Annotated in this window: 16 protein-coding genes; 14 read left to right on the forward strand and 2 right to left on the reverse strand. The window is 33.5% G+C overall.

Annotated features, from left to right (window positions below; translation table 11 throughout):
- Positions 1 to 7: 7 nt before the first annotated feature.
- The 12 genes from ACSVDI_RS05875 (at position 8) to ACSVDI_RS05930 (ending at position 14,172) form a co-directional block, all read left to right on the forward strand.
- Positions 8 to 4,069: a hypothetical protein gene (locus tag ACSVDI_RS05875; protein ID WP_457945379.1), complete on the forward strand. Its 4,062-nt coding sequence runs from the start codon at positions 8 to 10 to the stop codon at positions 4,067 to 4,069.
- The gene (locus tag ACSVDI_RS05880; RefSeq protein WP_457945604.1) at positions 4,069 to 4,869 is read left to right on the forward strand and encodes a hypothetical protein; all 801 of its coding nucleotides are present in this window, start codon (positions 4,069 to 4,071) and stop codon (positions 4,867 to 4,869) included. Before ACSVDI_RS05875 ends, ACSVDI_RS05880 begins: the two co-directional genes overlap by 1 nt.
- Positions 4,856 to 6,016, forward strand: a complete 1,161-nt coding sequence (locus ACSVDI_RS05885) for a hypothetical protein (RefSeq protein WP_457945380.1) — start codon at positions 4,856 to 4,858, stop codon at positions 6,014 to 6,016. Before ACSVDI_RS05880 ends, ACSVDI_RS05885 begins: the two co-directional genes overlap by 14 nt.
- Positions 6,017 to 6,034: 18 nt before the next feature.
- Complete coding sequence (locus ACSVDI_RS05890) at positions 6,035 to 7,720, forward strand: helicase HerA domain-containing protein (RefSeq protein ID WP_457945381.1); 1,686 nt, start codon at positions 6,035 to 6,037, stop codon at positions 7,718 to 7,720.
- Positions 7,713 to 8,354 carry a hypothetical protein gene (locus ACSVDI_RS05895; RefSeq protein ID WP_457945382.1) on the forward strand — a complete coding sequence of 214 codons (642 nt, stop codon included), beginning with the start codon at positions 7,713 to 7,715 and terminating at the stop codon, positions 8,352 to 8,354. The genes ACSVDI_RS05890 and ACSVDI_RS05895 overlap by 8 nt, the downstream gene beginning before the upstream one ends.
- Position 8,355: 1 nt before the next feature.
- Positions 8,356 to 9,819, forward strand: a complete 1,464-nt coding sequence (locus ACSVDI_RS05900) for a protein kinase domain-containing protein (RefSeq protein ID WP_457945383.1) — start codon at positions 8,356 to 8,358, stop codon at positions 9,817 to 9,819.
- Positions 9,820 to 9,888: 69 nt separating this feature from the next.
- Positions 9,889 to 10,863 (forward strand): toll/interleukin-1 receptor domain-containing protein, encoded by a 975-nt coding sequence (locus ACSVDI_RS05905; protein ID WP_457945384.1) that lies wholly within the window; start codon positions 9,889 to 9,891, stop codon positions 10,861 to 10,863.
- A 26-nt stretch (positions 10,864 to 10,889) separates the two neighbouring features.
- On the forward strand, positions 10,890 to 11,333 hold the full coding sequence (locus ACSVDI_RS05910) for a DUF3908 family protein (protein WP_457945385.1): 444 nt from the start codon (positions 10,890 to 10,892) through the stop codon (positions 11,331 to 11,333).
- Between the two features lie 33 nt (positions 11,334 to 11,366).
- A complete protein-coding gene (locus tag ACSVDI_RS05915; protein ID WP_457945386.1) occupies positions 11,367 to 12,260 on the forward strand; it encodes an ADP-ribosylglycohydrolase family protein in 894 nt (297 codons plus the stop codon).
- Between the two features lie 29 nt (positions 12,261 to 12,289).
- Positions 12,290 to 12,871: a DUF7686 domain-containing protein gene (locus ACSVDI_RS05920; protein ID WP_457945387.1), complete on the forward strand. Its 582-nt coding sequence runs from the start codon at positions 12,290 to 12,292 to the stop codon at positions 12,869 to 12,871.
- Between the two features lie 172 nt (positions 12,872 to 13,043).
- A complete protein-coding gene (locus ACSVDI_RS05925; RefSeq protein WP_457945388.1) occupies positions 13,044 to 13,781 on the forward strand; it encodes a DUF1444 family protein in 738 nt (245 codons plus the stop codon).
- Positions 13,782 to 13,905: 124 nt separating this feature from the next.
- Positions 13,906 to 14,172 (forward strand): hypothetical protein, encoded by a 267-nt coding sequence (locus ACSVDI_RS05930; RefSeq protein WP_457945389.1) that lies wholly within the window; start codon positions 13,906 to 13,908, stop codon positions 14,170 to 14,172.
- A 72-nt stretch (positions 14,173 to 14,244) separates the two neighbouring features.
- Here the strand turns inward: ACSVDI_RS05930 and ACSVDI_RS05935 are convergent, their stop codons facing one another.
- Complete coding sequence (locus ACSVDI_RS05935; protein WP_457945390.1) at positions 14,245 to 14,541, reverse strand: hypothetical protein; 297 nt, start codon at positions 14,539 to 14,541, stop codon at positions 14,245 to 14,247.
- Between the two features lie 294 nt (positions 14,542 to 14,835).
- On the opposite strand from ACSVDI_RS05935, the gene ACSVDI_RS05940 reads away from it, so the two are divergent.
- Complete coding sequence (locus ACSVDI_RS05940; RefSeq protein WP_457945391.1) at positions 14,836 to 15,705, forward strand: hypothetical protein; 870 nt, start codon at positions 14,836 to 14,838, stop codon at positions 15,703 to 15,705.
- A gap of 708 nt (positions 15,706 to 16,413) precedes the next feature.
- Positions 16,414 to 17,019, forward strand: a complete 606-nt coding sequence (locus ACSVDI_RS05945) for a recombinase family protein (RefSeq protein WP_457945605.1) — start codon at positions 16,414 to 16,416, stop codon at positions 17,017 to 17,019.
- Positions 17,020 to 17,191: 172 nt separating this feature from the next.
- Here the strand turns inward: ACSVDI_RS05945 and ACSVDI_RS05950 are convergent, their stop codons facing one another.
- Positions 17,192 to 19,168 (reverse strand): hypothetical protein, encoded by a 1,977-nt coding sequence (locus tag ACSVDI_RS05950; RefSeq protein WP_457945392.1) that lies wholly within the window; start codon positions 19,166 to 19,168, stop codon positions 17,192 to 17,194.
- Between the last annotated feature and the right edge of the window lie 86 nt (positions 19,169 to 19,254).

The raw sequence follows: 19,254 nt of genomic DNA on the forward strand, positions 1-19,254 counted from the left end.
GATGGATATGTTTATATGGGCTCCTTTCGGTACCAGTGATTTTCCTTTAAATCAGCCGATGGTAGGGCAGAAAGAGTTTTACGAAATTTTTAAAGGCTTTACGAAGACTATGAAAAGTGCAGGGATGGCAACTATTTTCCCACTCATTTCAAAGTGGGGTGTAGGTAAATCCCGTATCGGTTTCGAACTTATTTCAGAACCCCTTGGTATGGACAAAGGTTGGATTGTTAATGAAGATGGCGTACAAAAGGAAGTGAGAATTTTTAATCCGAATTTCGAAGATAAAGTTCTCCCGTTATACATAAGGTATTCCCAAATGTGCCATCCTGATTTAATTGGGGATAATTGGGTGGCTTATGGCATTTATACAGCGCTGTCCTATTTAAGCAGAGAATCCGATGGAAGCATTCAAGGAATGATTATGGAAGCCATTCAAGATGCCTTATTTCCTGTAGGGTTTGATAGAAGCATCCTTGGAGATTTACTGCAAGTAGACAGGGTAAATTTAAATGAACTGGTTATAAACAAAGAAAAATTGGATGAACTAACCCGAAAAGGAATGGAGTATGTTAAACAATTCGGTATTGAACATTTTCTTATTGTCTGCGATGAATTAGAAACAGCGGGGGAAATTGCAAAGTATGGAATTGAAAAAGAGAAGGAACTGGTAAACAAAATAGATGGAGAAGCAATTCAGGTAATTACAAGTGCTATAAAACATGAAGACCCGAGAAAGAAATATCCAGAGGTTTCCTATCTTCTTTTGTGCTCTACAGTTATAGGAGGAAGTATCCAGGGGATAGGTGCTTTAGACAGAAGAACGGAAATGTATGAAATGCTTCAGAATTCCTTTGCAGATATATCGGATTATATCGCTTATCTTAACAAGAAGGGTATGATACCCGATTATCCAAAAGGGCTGATAGAAGCAGCCTATACCATAGCAGGAGGTAATTTTGGCTGGTTTAACGTTATTATGCATAATGTAGACCAAAAGATGGAGGATAGTTCTGTCAAAAAGGATACGGGACATATCTTTGAAACCATATTAAACTCCAGCAACCGTTTCAAAGAAAGTTTGATTGATAAACCTGCTTTTGATTACATTCAGTGTGATGACAGATTCAGGCAGACTATTAAGCATGCTCTTTTAGAGCAAATCCCCAAGAAGAAAACAAACTATTCTGCGGAAGAAATAAATGCCATGATGGATGCAAAGGCAGAAGATGGCGAAAAGTTATTCAAAGAGTTTTACTGTGTGAAATTAGAAAAGGATGATTTGGCGGTTTACCTCAATTCTCAAGGCTACAAAAGAGAAACGGGAGATATATTCGTTAATAATTTCGGTAGCAGTTTTGATTTAGGCATACTTTTGAGAAGTCTGAAAACTTTTTCTCTCAATGTAAAAGAAAATGAGTATATTGTGGGGAAGGAAGAAGAAACATTTTTAGACCAGGTCAGGATGTTGTATCCGAAGGATGATATTGAAGAATCAGCAAGATATATCTATGGATATATCCTTGAAAAAATAGAAAAAGAAGATATAAAAGAAGCAGAATATATCGGACCAAACTTTGCCTATTTAAGCCGCCTTGATAAAAGGTATAGAGTAGAAAAAGATGATTTTGGCTATGTTCCGGATACTGAAAAAAATAGGGAGATTGAAGAACTAATAAAAGAAAGAAGCAAGAATAGAAAAGAGGAAGTAAAAAGGGTTCTTTCAGGTGCCTGCAGGGCGTTGGAAATAAACTATCCAGAGGAAAGTTTCTATACTATTAATGGAGTTGAATGTGTAAGGACAAAGGTAGAAGGAGGACCTTACCTTGATGTTCATGAGGCTAAAATAGTAGATATTATCTGGGGCAAGGATGAAGATAGATTAAAAGATGCACTGTTAGATAGCAGACTTTTAAAAGAAGGGGTTCATCCTGTTATTGTAATCTCTGATTCTGTTATTAGTGCAGAGTACACCGATAAATTTGTAAAAGAAAAGTATGAAGGTATTGGCAAGTGCTTGATATTTGTCAATATAACCAGACTTCAAAAGGATATTTTAGAGGTCATGTCCATAGATAAGGACATATTGGATATAAGGGAGAACAGGAATGTTATTACTTCAACCTTTAGGGATAGAATCAGAAAAATCAGGGACCATTTTAACTTAAAGGCAAGAGAATGGTTTGAAAAATTAGATGAAGAAGGCTGGATATTAAGACCCATTATTTATAAAAAGCATGAAGAAAGGCAAATAGCGCTTATAGCAAAGGCTTACAAGAGGATGCTCATTCACAACCTTGATTTTGAAGAACTTGGCAGTAAAAAAGATTTGCGGCTGCCCGATGCAGAATATACAGAGTTAAAGAACGTTCTAAAATCAACTGCCATAGGCAGAATGAATGAGGGAAAAGGATATAAGGAAACAGGTTTATTCATTCATGAGGATGAAAATAGATACAGCATAAATATACCAGCCTGTATGAACAGAATACTGAAGTTTAATGGAAACAGCAACAAATCCATGGCTGATTACGGCAATAAATTTTTCTTCAGCCTTATACACGAGGTAAAGCCGAAACGCATTCTAGAACAGTGGATAGAGTTTATGATGGGGCTAAATCTTTTGCTAAAAACCAAGGACGGTTTTATTGAGAGAATATCCAATTATGAGTTGGACGGCAGGTATTCTGTAGTTAAAAAATGGCTGGAAGATGACTGCAAGAAAGAAATTGACAGCATGAAGAAGGTTATAAACGGTCCTTATTTGGATGTCCTTGAGAAGAATCAGGTACCTTATTATAAAGTACAACTTCAAGAGGCTGAAAAAATTAAGGACAGCATTAATGTTGATAAGTTATCAGAAAAAGATAATAAGAATATGGAAAACTTCAGAGATGTTATTTCGAAGATTGAGAAATTCCTTGGCATTTGCTACCAAGTATATGACAGTGATGGATGGAATAACATCAAAACCTATAATCCAAACATCATAAAGGATATTAAAATTGATGATAAGGAGAAGCCTTTGTGGTTTAGGGTAAGGCATATAAGATTGTTTATAGACTATATTAATACCTTAAAGGACCCAGCAGTAAAGAGCATTACGGATAAAATTGCAGAAATCAAGAAAAATTGTGAGTATGGCGGATTCATGCTTCCTATTTCTCCGATAACGAATATACTGCAAAAGTATTGTAATGAACTGGAGAACTCAACTGATTATGAAAAGATGACTATATCAGGTACAGGGACTATGGTTTCCTATATAAATACATTAGCATACAAGTTAAAAGATGGAGATTTTAGTGGAGCATATAAGCGAATTGAAGATATTCTTGATGCCTGTGGATTAGAGCCTATTGAAAACAATGAATTAAAGTGGGCTAATGATAGAGGAATAATAGGTGAGTATAAGGCTATTTATAAGAATTTTACTTCTATCATTGACTGTTATAAGAAATTACCTGAAAGCAAAAGGTGGGTTGATTATTTTTCAAATGCACCAGAAAAATTAAGGAATCATACCGAGGTGAAGAATTTAAGCAACTGTATTAAGGAAATAGAGTTATTTGTTAACGGCGGTCTTGAACAGGAGATTGAAGATAACGAGCCTGTTATGCTGAGTAAGCCTGATGACTTTTTGGCGCTTCTTAAAAAGAGTGTAGAAGATATGCAGCAGTATGTAGGGCTTATTGAAGGTTATAAAACAAATGTAATGAATTTAGCAAGGACAAAGAAGAATGAGTTTTATGATAATTTGCTGATAAGTACTATGGATAAAATATGTAGAATACAGGGTAAACCTCCCGTATCTGCACAAATAAATATGGAAGAGTACCCAAAAGAGGAAACTTATGTTGCCACAAAAGAAGCGATACAGAATAAAATGATTTTGCTTGCAAGTGAAGGTGAATCATTCTTTAAGAACTCACCATTGATTAGGAAAACTACCTTTAGTTTCTTTAAGCAGGTAGTAGAAAAGAATGGAGATATTAATTGGGATGACTACCTTGAGGAAAAGCGTGAGTTAGAATCGGTGAAACTCATTCGGACAAAGGTTGAGGTACTGTGATGGTTATTCAAATATTAGATGAATATAAGAATAGAACAGAATACAGGCTTCTTAAGGATTTTTATAACTGCCAGGTAGCCCAGATGAATTCACTGCAAACTGGGGTTTTAGTTCTGCCTGGAATTCTATTAAGTAAACTGGGCAAACAACAGTTAGACCTACTTAATACATGGCTGGAGGATAATAAAAACCAGTTAATACTTACACCTTCCTGGGCCGAAATGAATTTAAAGGAAATCCTTCACTCATCGGTAGATATAAGAATAAGTAGAACAGATGATAATTATGAGGGAATTCCGATAGGCTTTTTGATTGATACCACTGTAAAAGATGTTGTATTTCAACAAAATGGGAAGAAATTTGGGATTCATTACAGGAAGAATACGGGAACAGGTCTGATAACGGTAGTCACCCTACCGTTATTGGACTATAAAATGATTCAGTTAGAAGATAAATTAAAGGCTCTTTTTAATTCCTTGCTCCTTGCTGAGGATGCTAAACAAGGACCCTTGGTAGAAACAAAAGATTTTATATTAGATGATATTCATGTTTATTTGATTATCCTGACAGGGGCTTGTATTGACTTAAGTCAGCATCTGTCAAGTATAATTCATAAATATTTCGGAGTTTTGATTGATGAAGAAACTGCTAAGCAAGGATATCAAGACCTGATAGCAAATCAATATATTAACGAGAATGGATTGTTGAGCAATGGTATGACTGTAGTTAAAGAAAGGAAATTGAAATCCTTTATCAATGCTGTAAAACAAAGGGGAGAAAAAGAAGATGGATGGATTTAAGGAAAATAGTACTCCAATATCCCAAAGCATAGTGGCTAATATTCAATTAGGTCTTCCAGCCACAGTTTCCAGGTTATCATCCAAAATGCGGTTTATTGATAAAATAGCCCCTGCCTTAAAGGAAAGTGGGGTGGTTAGAAATATAGAATTAATAGCCCCTCTCACTATCAAGGCATCAGGTATTGCGGCAACCAATAGGACTTCCAGTGCATTTGGTGGAATGTTATATGTTGCTGGGGCAGTAAGACAGGACATCCTTATAGATGAAGGTTCTATTTATAAAACAAGACAGGAAAGTATCGTTGATGTAGATGAGATAGATGACCTGGATAATCAGAAAAAGTTGAAGTTTATAGACATTATCAATGTATATAAACTCCTGTCTGATTTAATGGAAGATGATGAAAAACCCGAACTTGTTTTGGTTGATGTACCTTTAGTACTTGAGCGTTCGGATGCTCCCCTTGAAGATAGAAAGGATACTATAGAAGTTTATGATAAATGCAGGGAGACCATTAAGTTTTTCTGGGATAAATATAGGGACATGGTATACCCATTTAATGAAAATGGAATTAAAATCGCATCAGTAGGAACAAAAAGGTTTGGTGCAATTATATATGCTCTGACTGAGGATAATTTAATCTATATTCCAGATGATGTGGACAATAGCATAGTTAAAAAGATGGAAGAACTAATGCCTAAAATTCAAGATGTAGGAATTAAAAGGCTTCTAACAGGTATCCTTGTAAAAAGAACAAGGACAGCAGCATTTCAATATGATGGCTTAAATAAGGATAACAGGCTGGAGCCTGAAACTTTACGAGATGTTGGATTAATAGGCATGCATATTAAGGCGGGAAACACTACACCGCCACTTTTGGTAGAAGTATTAGGGGGCGTAAAAGATTGGTCATCTGAAATGCTGGATAAACTGGCTTCTCAAATTATATCCCTGATTGCATTTGACCAAAAAAAAGCACTGCCACTGCCATTATGGTATGCCAAATATGCTTTAAAGCCAGTCGAGGCCACAAACAATGGGAAAAATGTGATTTTAGAATACTATAAAACACAAGCCAGGGAGATGCTCCAAAGTGAGGCATTGGAGAGCATTTGGAAAGAAGATTTGAATGTGTTTGAGGATTAAGGAGGAGGGGTGATTTCAGTGGATAAATATATAGGCAAACTTATCGGCAATACAGGCAATCCTAATGATTTAAAGATTGCTCTCGAAAACAGTTTTTCTGCTAAAAGAGGAGAGTTTGTAAAAATCAAGCATAGAGAATCGGAAGAAGATGGGGATACATATGTTCTCGGGAGAATTGTATCCATATCCAGAAGCAATATTCTATATAACTCCAATATGGGGGAGGGGCTGTCATCCCTTGAAATACTACCAGGTGCACAAGTTACTGGGGAGACTTTATTTGGAACCATAGAACTGGTAGGATACAGGGATAACTATGGGCAGATAAAAATACCCAGGCGACCCCTTAACCCAGGGGAAAAGGTATATGGTGTTGACTATGAGTTTTTGTCAAAGTTTTATAAGTTTGATGAGAATACAAGCATTAACATAGGTAATTTGATTGGATATGATAAGGGAAATAATATAGTCCCTGTTTATCTTGATGTAAATAAACTGGTTACAGAGCATTTGGCTGTACTGGCAATGACAGGTTCAGGGAAATCATATACTGTAGGCAGAATTATTGAGAGACTTGTAGCAGAAATGAATGGAACAGTAGTAGTTTTTGACGTTCATGGAGAATATGGAAAAGCATTTGAAAAGGGAGAGATACATTTTAATAACAATCTTGATTTTATTGAGGATGAGAGGGAAAAGAAGAGTATTCAAAGAATTCAGGAACAATTCTTAAAATTAATAAAGGCGGGTGGAGGGATTAAAGTATATACTCCCCAGATTGATTCATTTGATTATAAGTATAGTGGGAAAAATTATCACTTAGCCCTGCAATTCGACAGATTCGACATGGATGACTTATCTTCCATTCTTCCCGGTTTGACAGAAGCCCAGGAAAGAGTATTAGATGTTGCAATCAGGTATTGGAAAGCAAAATATAATCATCCGCCCAGGGATATTCAGGATTTAACATATTTACTCTCTGATGAACAGGGACTTGAGGAACTAAAGAATTGGGACAATTTGACTGAAGGTGAAGCCAAAGCGCTCAACAATAGAAGTGCAGCAGTGGCTTCCATGAAATTAACCCGAGTGATAAATGAAGCGAAGAGTTTTTACACAAGGGCTATTGGTGAACCGACAGATATTTATAAGATGGTCGGAGAAAAAGGAAATAATGTGGGAAGACTTGTAATTATAGACTTGCAAGGCTTATCTGATGATGCTAAACAAATTATAACAGCATTAATATCCAGTGAGATTATGAGGGCAGCATCAGATAAAAAAAGACAAATAAGGCCATGTTTTCTTGTTTATGAAGAGGGGCATAATTTTGCACCTGCGGGGATTCCAAGTATATCTAAAAAAATTATAAAGAAGATTGCGGCAGAAGGAAGGAAGTTTGGTACAGGGTTTGCAATTATTTCTCAAAGACCATCGAAATTGGACCCTGATGTCACATCGCAATGTAATACAATCATTACAATGAGGTTAAAGAATCCAGATGACCAGAGGTTTATTGCAAGAACTTCAGATATGTTTTCATCATCTGATATTGAAGAATTGCCATCTTTATCAACGGGAGAAGCATTGATAAATGGTAGGTCAATACCTGCACCGCTGTTAGTAAAAGTTGGAACAAAAGCGCTTATACATGGTGGAGAATCCCCTGAAGTTATTAAGGAGTGGGGTACATTTAATGGATAGGGAAAAGATAATTGATTTTATAAAGGAAGAGTTTAAAACAGGAAATATTAGGAACAAATTGTTTCCCATGATGACACAATTTGGTATAAGGGACTATTCAGAAACTGTTCATACTGTTGGCCTTAATTATGTAACTGCTATAGGGAGATATATAGAAGGAGTCACTTCCCTTTCCGAATGTCCTGTATATCCGTATCCGAAAACAGGTCATTATGGGCAAATGGTTGCAGAAAGCCAAGCCAATTACGAAGTTAAGGTTAATGAGGTAAGGCCAGATTCTATTTGGTACTCAAAAGAAGATAATAGCCCTATATTGATTTGTGAATTTGAAAGATATGAAAAGAATAGAAGAAAAGACTTAAAAGTCAAAGAGAAAATAGAGAACTTGCTTATTGCTTATCATCAATTAGGTGGGGATATCCCTATCATATTATTTATATATTGGAGTTATGCTGGAAAAAATCCTGGAGAAATTGAAGAATATATATCCATATTGGATAATGGGTTTAAAAAGAGTGATGGTATGTATATCAGAGGAATTAATGCATTAAAAACCAAGTATTTAATATATCGGTGTGTTGCTTCAGGTAATGCAGATAATCTTATTTTAAATCAATGGGTAGAGGTTGGATAAAATGAGAAAAAAGAAAGCCGTTAATTTTCGCCCACAGGTAGATATGAATATAGGAGACAAGTATTTGCTAAAGGAATTTATTGATGAAGGTTCCTTTGGTTATGTATGGAAAGCGGTAAATCTTGAATATAGGCAAATAGTAGCACTCAAAATACCAAAAGACCAGGAACGGGGAGATAATACTCTATCTGAAGGTAAAGAATTTATCGATAGCCATCATCCAAATGTTATTTCGCTATATTGGATGGGGCGGGTAGATGGAGTTTTTCTAATTGAAATGGAATATTTTAGAGGTTATAAACTGTCTGATGAGTTGTGTGAAACGGGATTTAAGAGTCCTAGGACATTTGAAGAAATTTATAAATTATTTTTGCAGATACTTGATGGTGTAGAGTATATCCATTCAAAGCATATTTGCCACGGGGATATAAAGCCTCAGAATATTCTAACGGATGGGAAGATAGTGAAAATAACGGATTTTGGTACAAGTAAATTGATAGAAGATTTATTTATAAAGACAATTGATGGTGGAGGCACCTGGGCTTATATGGCTCCAGAAGTGGTTGGGTCAAACCGCAGGTACCTTAACTCGGATATATATGCATTGGGAGTGCTTTTATACAAGTTTTTAACTGGAAGAACTCCTCATGAAACTGCCAACCAATTAATTAATAATATGCCTTACCCAAAACCAAGGGAGATAAATGATAATATACCCGAATTAGTTGAAGAAATTATTATAAAATTACTTAAAAGAAACCCTGAAGAAAGATATCAGAATGTGAGGGAAGTAAAAAGGGATTTCGAAGAGGTATTAAGGAATGGAAATAGCAATATTATTTTTTACAATGAGCGGGTTGAAGTAAGATATGAGGATACTGATTGGGTAGAAAGAGTAATCCGATACTATAAGAATAAAGAATTTGATAAAGCAGAATTATTGCTAAAAACGGAGTATGAGAATGGAAATAAATCTGCTGACATACTATATCATACTGCTTATACATATTTTCTGCAGGGTAGATATTTCGACAGTATGGATGTGTTAAACGGCATAAATATTAAGGAGATAGAGGATGTCAGAAGAGAGGCTTTAGAAGATAACCTTTTATACTTAAAAGGAAAATTATTTTTTGAACTAAAAAGATATGAGGAAGCAGTCAAAGTTTATGAAAAATTGGTATCAAGGAATCCAGATGACTTGAACTATAGATATAAACTAGCATGTGCTTATGGCTTAAATAATGAACAGGAAAAATCAATTGAAATTCTGGAAGATATTAATAAAAAGACACCCGGAATGCTTTATATAGTAAAAAAACTTGGTCATGCATATGACCAGAGAAAAGACTTTAGAAAGGCAAGGGCTTATTTTAATTATGCCATACGTTTAGACCCGAACGACATGCTAATTAGGAGCAGGCTGGAAGAATATAATAAGTATTTGAATTATCTTAGTTATTAGGCAGGATTATTTAACTTTGGTAGAAATCAAGTTTCTTATGAAAGTCTTGAAAGGGATGAGGGGATAAAAATGTCAAAAGAACATCCTTCGGTATTTATCAGTTATAGTTGGGATAGTGAGGAACACGAAAACTGGGTAACATTCTTAGCGGCTAAATTAAGGGAAAATGGTGTTGATGCAACGATTGATAAATTTGAAACACAAAGCAAGACTGTTAACTTGAATAGGATGATGGTAGAAAAAATAAAAAATAGTGATAATATCTTACTTATTCTTACTGAAAACTACGCTAAGAAAGCAGATACTTTTCAAGGTGGAGTGGGGTATGAGACAAATTTGTTAATACGCTATATAAAAGATAATTTAGATAAAATAATCTTAATAATGAGACATAAAGGAAACTATAGAAAAGCCGTTCCATTTTATCTGGAAGGTTTTCATTTCATTGATTTTTCAGATGATGGCCAGTTTGATATTAAGTTTGATGAATTACTACATAGGATTTTTCAGGTTGATGTAATGGATGTACCTAAAGTAGGTGCAAAACCAAAATTAGAACCAAAGAAAATTATTTATGATAGAGTAGTAAATGGAACTACTGATATAATACCTAATTTTAAAGAAATAACAGATTTAGATAAAAATAAATTTATGAAACAAAGTTATGCTGAAATATTGTCCTATTTATCTGACTTTGCGGAGCAGACCAGACAAAAAAATAGTAATTTTGATTTTGAAAAAGATAATATACACAATCAAAAGGCTATTATAAGATTCTATATAAACGGTATGGAGAAATATGCAGTTAAGATTTGGCTCGATAATTTATTTGGTGGTGGAAGCCAAAACATATATTTGTCATACGGGAGATTTAATATTGATAGCGATAATTCGTTTAATGATGTAATTGAATGTGAAGTAACTAAAACTAAAGGTTTAAAGTTAAAAATGACAATGAATTTTATGACAGGGAATAATACTAGCGATGCATACGGGGTTGCTGTAGAAATATGGAAACAGATTATTCAATATTTAGGCTACTAACTCATAATAAGTAGGAGGGATTTAAGATGAATGTAGATTTTAAAGAAATTAAGGATTACTTTTATAACAACCGTTACAGCAATAATACTGCCCATAAATATGCAGGTATGTTTAAAAAAGTTTCACAAATAATTGATGAGAATGATATATTATATTTTTATCCAAAATACTTATTTGTTGATGAACAGACTTTACAATTATATTTTATCTTAAAAAACAACAAATTTGTTAATGTCTGGATTAATGAGGATAAGCAAATAGTTATGGAATTTTTTAATATAAACAAAATTAAGAGTGTTACTTATGAATGTCCTTTAGATGATTATGGCGACTATAGGTTAACTTTGCTTTTTGAAGAAAAGGTAGAAGAAATTACATTTAACAGTAAAGAGGATACAAATGAGCATTGGAAATATAAATTTGATGAAGCAATATGCAGCATTGCAAAATACTTTTGCACAAATAAATAATCATAGATACTGAGTTTAAAGGAAGTGTGTTTCATGGATAGATATGAACGCATACTCGGAGGGCTTTTTGGCGTTGCCTGTGGAGATGCCCTTGGCGGAACGCTGGAATTCATGTCAAAGGATGAGATTGAAAGAAAGTATGGATACTTAAAAGATATTATCGGTGGAGGTTGTTGGAATTTAGAACCTGGAGAAGTAACAGATGATACAATGATGACTATTGCTGTGGCAGAAGGCATCCTGGATAACCCAGAGAATCCTGTCGAAGATATCGGAAAACACTTTATTGAATGGTATGATAGTAAACCCAAGGACATAGGCAACATTATTCGAATTGCACTTGATGAATACAAGCGAAGCAATGATTGGATGAAAACAGCCTACTACGCCCATCAGACAACAGGTGGTATGAGTGCTGGGAATGGTTCACTTATGAGGTGCTTGCCAGTTGCATTATATTATAATGATGTTGAAAAAATGCTGGAGATAACTGCTTCACAAAGTGTACTTACTCATTATGACCAAAAAGCAACAGATGCCTGCCAGTTTTATAACCTGTTAGTTTACCAGTATCTCAATGGTAAGCCTAAAGTGCCTTGTATAAGAGAGTACATAGAAAAGTATCCAGAATATAAGCAGGTATTTCAGTTATCAAAAGACCAACTGAAGCCAACGGGATATGTGTTTGATACCTTGATATGTGCATTATGGTGTTTTATTAACACTTCTTCTTTTGAGGATGCTGTATGTGAAGCAGCCAACCTTGGAGGAGATGCGGACACTATAGCCGCAATTACTGGCGGAATGGCTGGGGTGTACTATGGCTATAATGCTATCCCTGACAGGTGGAAGGAAAAAATATTAGTAAAAGAGAAGTTAACTTCTTTTGCAAAGAGGATGATAGAAAAGTATAGGATTCAAGAGTAATTCCAGTCGGTTTTAAGGAGAGAATTTGCATGAATAGATGTCAATGGTGTGGAAGAGTGCCAAGCGGTTTTGGAATGGTAGTTTTAACTATAAATGAAGACGAGCCATCTCAATCTCTATGTAGAGATTGCTATAACGAGTTTGTGGCTAATATGCTTGGAATTGAAGATTATAAAGATTTTGAAAAAGAGGTTATCTTTATAGATTGCGATGGAATAGAACATCGCTTTCAAATAGGAAAAATGATTAACCCAACAGGTATTTGTTGGGAAGCGGTAGAGTTTATAGGTGAAAATAAAATAGGATATTCTTTTGAAGTACATCAGGATTTTGAGAAAGATTCAAATGATGCTCTGGAAAGGCTTCATAAAAAGATAAGGAAAGGACTATCAAAGAAGTTTATTAGAAAAGAAATGTTTCAAGGGCAAGAACTTATCTCTATTAAAGAAAATATTGTAGAAGGACGTATTGAATGGGATGATAGATATAGCGACAGAACGCCCAAATTTATCATAGATGGACAAGAATATAGTCTGGAAGAGTTCGGTAGGATATTGATGTCCTGTGAAGGATGGAACTTTAGATTAGAAATAATTGAACCTACAGAGTAGTTCATATTCACAGTATTAAATTTAAGACGAAAACATTGCACATACCTAAAGTATAACGTAAAATATAATTATACAGAATTGAGAGCATATTCTCTTACACAGCCAGCAGATGCTGGAATAAGTTAAGAGAATATGCTTTTTGTGTTTAATAGAGTTGTTAAGGAGGTAGGCAATGCTTACTATTGCTGATTTTTCAAGGAAAATAATTTTTGACTTGAATAGAACATTTCCTATAGCAAGGATTCAGGGAAAGTATGTTATTGTGGAGTCTAAGCCAAACTGTGTGTCTGTGCCTATTAGTAGTATTTATGGGGAATACCAAGAGACTAAGGATTATAAGAAAACTTTAGCATCATATATTAAAATTATTAATGATATTTTGAATCAATATAAATTTAAGATTGATTATAACAATGTTTATCCGTTGCTAAAGAGTAGAAAGTTCGGAAAAGGAGAAAAGGATTTAGATTTTTATAGAGAGGCAGCCTTTGCCGATGTAGATACACTTTATGTGACTGATGCAGGGGAAGTTTTTAGATTTGTATTAAAAACCGATGATGTGGATTTTGATATGGTGAAAAAATCAGCATGGGAAAATTTAAATAAAATGAGAAATCCACTAGTTAAATTGGATACGGCTCTAGCAATATATACCTTGAAATACACAACAGATTATAACTCAACCCTGTTATTAAGTACTGCACTACAGAATCAGATATGCAAAAAGATAGGGCGGGATTATCTTTTTGCAATCCCTTCTGCTACTACGCTAATAGTGGGTAAATTATGCCATGAATATATAAAAATTATAGAATCACTGATTATGATAGATAATGACCCGAATAAGGTTTCAGACAAGGTTTACAGGTGTAAGAATGGAATATTTGATATTATTGATGAAAGATATTAAAGGATAAAGGAAATTAGGGAAAAGTATAATTTTAAGGGGATTACAAGAAGTTATTCCAATTGATTTAGAGATAACAAATTCATATAATATAAAAAGTAAAATATAAAAAAGGTGATATGGCAATATGAATAAGGTTTTTATTGAATGTGATGAACTTATTTACGAATATAAAATAAATAAACAAGACATTATAAAGCAACTAGAAGCGATTAAAATAGAAAAAGACCGGGATTTTATAATTACCTATGAAAATGATTTTAGATTTACTTTGGCCGGTGAAATGAGTAAAAATAACACCTCGATAATTCTAACAAATATTATAAAAGCCGATGATTTTAGGGAAATGAATAATTTAGACTTATTTCAGTTTATAAGGGAACAAGGTGATTGAGGTTAAGGAAAATTAGGATGGAGGGGCAAGGCTTTGGGGATAAGGATGTATATCCTGCAAAGCCTTATATTGTTAGCATTTAGGTATTTCAGTTTTTACTTTTTCCATGAAAATCCTTATGGTGGGGATATTGTTCATGAGGAGTTTATATTCATAAGGTTCAAATTCTTTCTGAATCTGATTTATGTACTGTTCAATCGTTTGAATGTAAGAAAAAAGCGAGGAATCATAGGTACTAGGATTAAGGAAACAAGTGACTAATGCTGTGATTGCTTTACTTATTTCCCTTGAAACCTTATCTCCTATAATGCTCTTAATAACCTGTTGCAGGTAATTTAGTTCTATTCTAAGAACTTCCAAATTTATCATTTCGACCACTCCTTCACGAAATTTGGAGCATTATAGCCGTGGGTAGATGGAAAGTCAAATTAAAAGAGGTAAAAGTTTTTGTAGGGTGAAATGATATTGGTCTAAGGTAAATTTGGTAGCCTACAATAATAAATAGAATAGATTGTTTTCTTTATTTATATGCGCTAAAATATCGTTAATAACACTGACGGAGAGCATATTCTCTTTATACAGCCAGGTTTATACTGGCAGTAATTAAGGAGAATGTGCTTTTTATTTTTTGAAAGATAAAGTTTAAGGCAAGAGGTGAAAGTTATGAGAGCAGATTTTAAACAAAAGAGTTTTATTGAAGGATATTTTAATAGAATCTTTAAGGGCTTATCCTTTGAAGAATTCGGTTTAGATTTGCCAGCAGTCAAAGAAGTTGTTGAAGTGGAGCAGATAGAAAATTATAAAAAGCCACTTCTAATGTTTCTGCTTGAAGATGATTCGCTACTTCATATTGAAATTATTAATATTAAATCAAAACCTGACTTCCAGAGTATATCAGTTTATGATATGAGCATAGTTTTGAAATATGGTATGCAGGTTAGAACTGTTATCTTGAATTTTGGAAGCAAGCAAAATAGCAATTTTCAGAGGAGTTTTGGTTCTGTGTATTATAATACTCAAATTGTAGATTTATCAGGACTTGATGGAGAAAGAGTGCATAAGGAAATTAATCAAAAAATTAGTTCGGGCTTTCCTATTAATGAGGCTGATAAACTGAATCTGGTATTTCTTCCATTTATGAAAAATTCCTTACCTTTTAATGAAGCGCTGCCGAAGGTTATGTACCTCATAAAGAAAATAAAGGATGAAGAAGAACGGATGGCGTACTTAACAGTAATTTCAGAAATTGTAACAAGGGCTACAAAACAGGGGCTTAATGCTCTGGAGGAATGGCTGGTGGACAGTGAGGTGGGAATGAGGATTAAGGATGTAGGCGTTAAGGAAGGAATGCGCAATTCGTTGCTAATAATCCTTCTGGATAAATTTGATTCTTTACCTTACAATCTATACTTTGCTATTACAAATCAACAAAATGAGAATATTTTAATGGAGTGGCTTAGGAAGGTTTCAGGTATCAATACTATAGACGAACTAGAGAAAATGGTGTTTAGTAGAAATAGAATAAAGGAATAAATCCTCCTTTATCCTTATTGTCCTTAAACCTCTTATTTCCTAAACCCCTATAATATTATGTATATTAGTTGATAAGGGTAAAGGCTTAAGTATCAAGGAATTGAAAGTGTTTTAAGACGACAAAATTTAAGCAGGCTTTATTACAGATTTTTAACATTTTATAAAATTGGACCTGACAAATTTTAACTTGCGCGCTATACTCATCTTAAAGAAGGGAGTTGATTATTTATGAAAAAGAAATTGATTATATATAACATTGCAATACCCACGGTGATTGGATACGCAACATTTTTCCTGCTTTTCTACTTGTATCAAAGATTATTTTTTGAATACAGGTGGTTTGCAATCATACCGTTTGTAATAGTTTCGGCGATTTTTATTAAAGATATCATAAGAGAGTGGAAGGTGATAAAGCAGCAGGGATAAGGGAAACCTTATCTCTGTTTTGTTAGGGGGATTAGTGAGCATGATGTATTTAACAATTACCATGATTTTTTGTATTACCTTTGTCAGTATTGGTGCTATTTGGTTTATGCATAAAAAGAAATAGTATCTTATTGTTTCAAAAAGTACACTTTTTGAAACTATTCAATAAGACCTGAAATAGCATTTCAAAAAGTTAAATTTATATTTTGAAATATATTTCAAAAGTGTAGTGACATTTTGAAATAGTTTTTTATTTTCTTTTTAAAAAGGACGGTGAGAAATATAAATAGAAGAATTTATGGGTATATAAGGGTTAGTTCTAAAGACCAAAATGAAGCACGCCAAATAGAAGAGATGAAAAAGCATGGAGTAGATGAGCGATTTATTTTTATTGATAAGGAAAGCGGAAAAAATTTTGACAGGAAAGAATACCAATTGATAAAGAAAGTGTTAAACCAGGGTGATTTATTGATAGTTGAGGCTATTGACCGCTTTGGCAGAAATTATAAAGAAATTTTGAAAGAGTGGAGAGAAATAACAGAGGAAATTAAAGCAGATATTAAAGTTTTGGACATGCCACTACTAGATACTACTCAATATAAGGATACATTAGGCAATTTCGTAAGTGATTTAGTACTTCAGGTTCTAAGTTTTGTTGCAGAACGGGAAAGGGATAATATAAGAAAAAGGCAAAGCCAGGGGATAGCGGTAGCAAAAGCAAAGGGTATCAAATTCGGCAGACCCAAACAAGATATCAGTGATAATTTTGAAAAAGCATACAAGCGATGGAAAGCAGGAGAGATAACTGCAGTTAAAGCGATGGATTTATGTATGATGAAAAGGAATACATTTTATAGACGAGTCAAAGAATATGAAAAAAGTTTATAATGAAATAAATACCATATGAGTTTTTATAGTTCCTTTTTAAATATTATAAGAATTAGTATATATCTATAGTTCAATATTGTTATACTTTTTTTACGTATAAAAATTTATCAAAAGGAGAAACAATAAAACCCCACATCCATAGTTAGGTTCTTATTGTTTCTCCTTTTGGCAATTATTCATCTAATAGGCTTCTTTGAATGAGTACATATTTCTTAGTGTCAATACCTAATTTTTGATTAATATTATTATTAGCCTTCACATATATCAGGTCGTATTTTTGAATAATGTCAGGTAAAACCTTCCTGAACTCATATTCCTTTACTCCACACCTTATATAATGATTGTCCACTTTTAGTTTATAGTTCATAATCATATCTTTGGTGAAGTAACCATAGGTTTTGATTTGTTGCAGTATGAATGATTCTATGGCATCTCTTATATTCTTGCTTTTTTCACTATCTTTTACATTTACAAGATAAATTTGATTAGCAAACTCTTCTCCAAAACAGTTTTCCAAATATTTTTTACTCATGCCTTTGATGCTGAACTTATATTGAAGCATTATAGATGCCCTTTCATCTGCTGATTTAAAAGCCTCATTATAATCAGGAACGGTGTAGAATGAAATCCCGTTTTGGGCATTGTCTTTAGAAATCTGAACCGCTATTGCTCTCAATCTCTGATTAACTTGTTTATATGGGATTTTGTTGAGTAATCCTAAGGTGCAGAATAAATTTATGTATTTATTTATATTCACAACACTTTTATTTCTTTTCCCTGCAAGGTACCGATTGGAAAAGAAAAATATGCTTTCTCCATTTGTGCTAAAAAAGCGGTTTATAATATTTTCTTTACTAATTTTAAGAATATCCATCAGAATAGGATAGCCAAACCTAATGATACGGCTTAGATTTGGGAATTCATTTTTTCTTTCTCCAAGTTGGCTCAAAAGCATCATGTTGGTTTCAAATTTTTTACTCTGCTCATTTATCCAAGTTGAATCTTCTAATTTAATGTGAAAATATTCAATTAATTTCTTTATAGCAGTTGAAGTGTCGCAATTTTCTTTGATTCTAACAATATCAATAATATCCATGCCTTTCCTATCATTATGGCAAATACAAGCGGGAGAATTACAAAAATACTTGTAATATCCGCCGCAATTTTTTATGACAGCACTGGGGTTATTATCATTGTGGAATATGCATTTAAAGTTTATATTAGGTTTTGCATAAATGCCCAGGTAACTTATTAAATCCTGCTGTTTTAAAAACGTAATCAAGTCCTCATACTGTATGACTGGAGAGGAATAAACTCTACGACTTTTTTTTTGCAAATTGCTGGTCTCAGCCCTCACAGCAACAGGTTTTATTACAGTACTTTTTGTATTACTGACCAACTCAATGATATTGCATCCTATGGCAGTGGCAATATCTTCTTGAGTGTATTTTTTATCCGTATTTAGATATATACACTTAATAGTAAATGGGTCCTTGGGATTCTTCAAATGCTTATAATCTATTAGTCTAAGAACTCTATTTATATCCTTAACACTGCTATCAGCATGCTCTTTTCTTTCTTCAAAAGCAGCAAAATAGTCAATAAGTTTTTCTTGGAGTGGGGTAAAAGCGTCTAAACTTTGTGGCTTATCAGGGTCAAGCAGCCAGTAAACATGAAAACCGTTTTTGGTTTCTATAATAACGTTTGGATTTAACTTAAAACTCTCTAGTTTCTTCAGAAAAGCAATTTTATATTCTTCTATTTCTTCCTTGGTCCTATACTCATAAACGGAATTTCCTTCAGAGTCTTTAAAGAGTTCCCCGTTAATGATTTTTGGAACTTTCCCAAAGTCCATATCAATAAAGTGTGCATTTATTCTTTTGATAGAATTCTTTTCCTGTCCGCCGCTATTTACAACAAAATAAACACCGTAGCCCTGTATCTGATATTTTATAAAAAACTTCTGAATAAGTGGATATTCTAAATCATTATCTAAAGTTAATATACAGTCGATTTTTTTTGCTACGTGCTTCTTTTCCTGAATAAGCCTAAAATATACTTTTTCATTTGGTTTCTTAAATAGTGATAAAAATTCAAAATCTTTAATAGTTAATGCTTCACGGTTTTTGAAATCAATGTTTAAACCCATTAAAACTCCTCCTTTTCAGAAGGAGTCACTAAATATTTTGTTTTCCGACTGAATTAAAATATTTTCCGTAATATAGATATAGTTTT

This window comes from Caproiciproducens sp. LBM24188 (assembly GCF_054130445.1).